The 4,441-nt window shown below is 73.5% G+C and carries 6 protein-coding genes; 2 read left to right on the top strand and 4 right to left on the bottom strand.

What is annotated here, in order from left to right; translation table 11 throughout:
• The coding region (locus tag BJF79_RS32900) for an ABC transporter permease (RefSeq protein WP_143220543.1) at positions 1 to 442 on the top strand (442 nt) is incomplete at its 5' end.
• A 1-nt stretch (position 443) separates the two neighbouring features.
• Here the strand turns inward: BJF79_RS32900 and BJF79_RS32895 are convergent.
• Together BJF79_RS32895 and BJF79_RS32890 are read right to left on the bottom strand one after the other, a co-directional pair.
• Positions 444 to 1,013: a DNA-3-methyladenine glycosylase I gene (locus BJF79_RS32895; protein WP_075903315.1), complete on the bottom strand. Its 570-nt coding sequence runs from the start codon at positions 1,011 to 1,013 to the stop codon at positions 444 to 446.
• Positions 1,010 to 1,567 carry a hypothetical protein gene (locus BJF79_RS32890; RefSeq protein WP_075903311.1) on the bottom strand — a complete coding sequence of 186 codons (558 nt, stop codon included), beginning with the start codon at positions 1,565 to 1,567 and terminating at the stop codon, positions 1,010 to 1,012. Before BJF79_RS32890 ends, BJF79_RS32895 begins: the two co-directional genes overlap by 4 nt.
• Positions 1,568 to 1,623: 56 nt before the next feature.
• On the opposite strand from BJF79_RS32890, the gene BJF79_RS32885 reads away from it, so the two are divergent.
• Positions 1,624 to 1,938 (top strand): hypothetical protein, encoded by a 315-nt coding sequence (locus BJF79_RS32885; protein ID WP_262402889.1) that lies wholly within the window; start codon positions 1,624 to 1,626, stop codon positions 1,936 to 1,938.
• Positions 1,939 to 1,990: 52 nt separating this feature from the next.
• Here the strand turns inward: BJF79_RS32885 and BJF79_RS32880 are convergent, their stop codons facing one another.
• Together BJF79_RS32880 and BJF79_RS32875 are read right to left on the bottom strand one after the other, a co-directional pair.
• The gene (locus BJF79_RS32880; RefSeq protein WP_075903307.1) at positions 1,991 to 3,310 is read right to left on the bottom strand and encodes an alkaline phosphatase PhoX; all 1,320 of its coding nucleotides are present in this window, start codon (positions 3,308 to 3,310) and stop codon (positions 1,991 to 1,993) included.
• 128 nt (positions 3,311 to 3,438) lie between these two features.
• On the bottom strand, positions 3,439 to 4,441 hold a 1,003-nt coding region (locus BJF79_RS32875; RefSeq protein ID WP_187357093.1), incomplete at its 5' end, for a S1C family serine protease.

Below are 4,441 nucleotides of genomic sequence, written 5' to 3'. Positions count from 1 at the left end.
CCTCGGCCCGGACGCCTACATCGGCTCGGCCGTCGACGGGATGACCAACGGGCTGACGGTCGTGTACGGGTTCATCGGGATGGCGCTAGTCCTCGCGCTGTTCGGCATGGCCACGACCGTGTCGATGAGCGTCGGCGAGCGCACCCGCGAGTTCGGGCTGCTCGGCGCGGTCGGCGCGACGGCGCCGCAGATCCGCACGATCGTCCGGTGGGAGGCGGCCACGGTCGTGCTGCTGGGGAGCCTGCTGGGGCTCGGCGCGGCGCTCGGCACGATGGTCGCGCTGTACGCGGCGACGGGCAGCTCGTTCCTGCGGCCGACGGCGCCGTGGTGGCTGTTCGCGCTGATCGTCGCGGGTGCGGGCCTGGTCGCGCTGGTGACGTCCGCGCTGCCCGCGCGGCGGGCGTCGGCCGTCCCGGTCCTGGCGGCGGCCAGGGCGGAGTGAGTCAGCGGCCGCGGCGGTGGCAGCCGGTCAGGTGGTCGTCGACCAGGCCGCACGCCTGCATGAGGGCGTAGGCGGTGGTGGGGCCGACGAACCGGAACCCGTGCCGCTTCAGCTCCTTCGCGAGCGCCTTCGACCCGTCGGTGGAGGCGGGCACGTCGGCGGTGTCGGCGGGCGCGGGGGCGTCCGGGTCGGCGTAGCGCCAGGCGGTCGCGGCGAGCCCGCCGGGCAGGTCGAGGGCGGCGCGGGCGTTGCCGATCGCCGCCTCGATCTTCGCCCGGTTCCGGACGATCGACGCGTCGCCGAGCAGCCGCTCGACGTCGCCGGGCCCGAACGCGGCGACCTTCTCGGGGTCGAACCCGCGGAACGCCGCCCTGAACCCCTCGCGCTTGCGCAGGATCGTCAGCCACGACAGCCCCGACTGGAACGCCTCCAGGCACAGCCGCTCGTAGAGCCCCTGGTCGTCGCGGACGGGACGGCCCCACTCGTCGTCGTGGTAGGCGAGGTAGTCGGGCGGGCCCGCACCCCACGGGCAGCGGCCCAGGCCGTCGGCACCGATGATCGCGGTCGTCACGGCCGTTCCCACTCCTCGTCGTCGCGTTCGTCGTCCGGACGGTCGCCGCCGCCCCACGTGCCGTCGCCCCACTTACCGTCGCCCCACGTGCCGTCGAGCCGCGTCGCTCCGGCTTCGGACGCGGCGCCCGGCACGGTGTCGGACGCGCCGTCGTGCGGGTCGCCCGCGCCGGGCGGGACGTCGTCGGACGGGACGGCGTTGGGGCCGGTCTCCCGCAGGCCGTACAGGGCGCCGACGGGGTCGCCCGCGCGGTGCCGCAGTTCGGCGTTCTCGCGCCGCAGGGCGGCGAGCTCGGCGTCGCGGTCGCCGAGGGCGCGGCGGGCGAGGCGCCGCACCGCCTCGTCCGTCACCTCGGGCTGGTAGCCCCAGATGGTGCGGGGCAGCCGCAGGTCGAAGGTCTCCGCGGCGGTGACGGGCCGGCCCTCGGCGCCGAAGGGCAGCGGCGGGTGGTCGGGGTGCGTCGCCGACAGCTCCCCGCCCCGGCCCATGGCGAGCAGGACGACTGCGCCCAGCACGGCGACGGCCGCCAGCCCGAGGACCACAAGCACGATCATGCTCCGATCAGTTTACGTGTCGGTGCCGTCGATCGTGCCACGCTTATGGCATGGGGATGACTGAGACGGGCGCGCTGCTGGCGCCGGACGAGCGGGTGCCGGACGGGTTCGCGGACGCGGGCGCGGCGCCGTCCGCGGAGCGGGTCGCGGGCCTCGTCGCCGCCGGGGAGAAGGTTCTGGTCACGCTGGAGACGGACGCGCGGGAGCCCGATCCCGGGCTGCTGGCCGCGGCGTCCGTCCACGCGTGGCTGGGGGCGCGGGCGTTCCGCGTCCCGGAGTCGCAGGCCGCCGCGGTGCGCGACGTCCTGGACATGGTGGCCTCCATCCGGGGGGAGCGGCCCCCGGCGGAGACCCGGCGCGGGCTGGCCTGAGCCCGCGCCCGGCCGGGCGCGGGCCGACGGGACCGGCCACCGGGCCGCGGGGTCAGCCGCGGATCTTGCCCCAGGGGCCGGTGATCGCGAACGTCACGCCGGGGCCGCTCTGCCGGTTGGCGTACAGGGTCTTGCCGTCCGGGGAGAACGTCACGCCGCAGAACTCGCTGCCGTTGGCGGCGTTGCGGGCGAACGCGAACGGCTTGTTGTCCTTGGTCGTGCCGACGAGGTGCTGCTCGCCGTCACCGTCCTCGGCGATGATCACGCCGCCGCCGTAGGGCGAGACGACGATGTTGTCCGGGCTGTCGAACCGCGAGTCGGTCTTGAAGATGAGCTGCAGCTCGAACTCGTTCGTCCGCGGGTCGTACGTCCAGACCTGGCCCTTGTGGTCGCGGGCCGCGCCGCTGGACTTGCGGGCGTAGCTGGCCGTGAACCACGCCTTGCCGTGCCCCCACCAGCAGCCTTCGAGCTTCTGCGTGCGGGTGATCTCGTCGCCGAACTGCTCGCGGATCGAGGTCTGCTTGGCGTACTTGTCCGGGACGGCCTTCCAGCGGACGTGCAGCTTCGTGCCGGGCTCGTCGATCAGCGACAGGTCCGGGACGTCCCGGACGTACCCGACTTCGAGGCGGCCGCCCTGCATGTACGCGTGGTAGTCGCCGCGGTGGGCGCGGGGACGGAACCGGTAGAACATGCCGAACGGGCCCGACGCGTCCTCGGTCAGGTACGCGGTGAGGGTGTGCGGGTCGACGCACACGGCCTCGTGCGCGAAGCGGCCCATCTCCTTCAGCGGCTCGGGCTTGGTGCGGCGGCCCCACGGGTCGACCTCGAACACCCAGCCGTGGCTCTTGCTCTCGCCGCCGAACCCTTCGGTCTCCTCGCAGGTCAGCCAGGTGCCCCACGGGGTGACGCCGCCCGCGCAGTTCGTGGACGTCCCGGCGAGGCTGACGTACTGGGACCGCAGGTCGTCGCCGTTGCGCACCGTCAGCGTCGTGGTGCCGCCCCACGCCTCGGGGTCGTAGACCAGTTCGTCGGCGGCGACGGTCTTGACGCCGCTGTCGGTCTGCTCGTGGTTGCGGACCAGCACCAGCTCGTTGTTCTTGCCGGTCGGGAACGTTCCCATGGCGTCGTGACGTCCGGGAACCTTGACGCCGTCGGAAATGGTGTCGCCCTCGACCGACAGCTCCGTGTACTTGAAGCCCTTGGGCAGGTCGAGGACGCCCTTGGGGTCGGGGACGAGCGGGCCGTAGCCGTACGCCTCGCCGGTGTCGGCGACCGCGGAGGTCTGGAAGATGGCGTCGAGGCTGCCGGCCATCGCGATGGACATCGCGCCGACGGCGCCGCCCTTCATCACTCCACGACGGGTGACGGACATGAACGCTCCTTTAGTGGGGGATCGCGTCTGGGGATCACGCGGGAGCCTTCTCCGCCATGCTTAATCGGGAGTGAACGAACGGGCGCGCGTCGGCAAACCCCCAGGACACAGTTGATCCCTTGACGACCTCAGGGCCGATTCGACGCGGGCAGCTCACCGAGCGTCACCTCGACCTGCCGTTCCGTCCCGTCCTGCTTGCGGATCTTCACGGTTACGCTCTGTCCCGGTCTCAGGTTCGCCAGGACGGTCGTCAGCTCCGTCTGGCTCGGCGTCGGCGTCCCGTTCACGGCGAGGATCAGGTCCCCCTCCTCGATCCCGGCCGCGGCGGCGCCGCCGCCGTCGAGCACCTCGACGACCGCGACGGCCGACTGCCGCCCGCTCCGCGGGTCGACGATCGTCCGGACGACGACGCCGAGCGCGGCCCGTCCGGAATCGGTCACCTCGCCGCCCCGGATGAGCTGCGGGACGATCCGTTTCACGGTGTTGCTCGGCGTCGCGAACCCGATTCCGTTCGCCGCGCCGCCGATGGACGGGTCGGACGCCGCGGCGGTCGGGACGCCGAGCACCTCGCCGGTCAGCGTGACGAGCGCCCCGCCGCTGTTGCCGGGGTTGATCGCGGCGCTCGTCTGGATCGCGTCGGCGATCGTCGAGCCCTCGAAGTCGCCCTCGCCCTGCGTCGACACCGTCCGGTGCAGAGCCGAGACGATCCCGTTCGTCACGCTTCCGGCGAGTCCGAGCGGGTTGCCCATGGCCAGCACGATCTGCCCGACCTGCGCCTTGCTGGAGTCGGCCCACGTTGCGGCCTTGAGGGACGCGCCGTCCACCTTGACGACGGCGAGGTCGTCCGGCGGGAACGCCCCGACCGCCTTCGCCTCGATCGGTGCGCCGCCGCTCGCCGCCGTCACCCGGATGCGCCGCGCGCCCGCGACGACGTGCGCGTTCGTGACGATGTGGCCCCGGTCGTCGAAGACGACGCCGGAGCCCTCGCCCTGGTCGGTCTCGATCTTGACGACCGACGGCAGGACGGTGTCGACGATCCGCTGGTACTGCTGCTGGAGGCTCGCGGCCGGGCCGGTCGCCGGGACGGGCGAGCCCGCGGACGCCGCCGCCGGGCGACCCGCCGCCGCCCAC

Origin of the sequence: Actinomadura sp. CNU-125 (assembly GCF_001942465.1) — a bacterium.
Taxonomy (GTDB): domain Bacteria; phylum Actinomycetota; class Actinomycetes; order Streptosporangiales; family Streptosporangiaceae; genus Spirillospora.
Note: the sequence above shows the minus strand (reverse complement) of the source record. Positions and strands in the feature narration are given on the sequence as shown.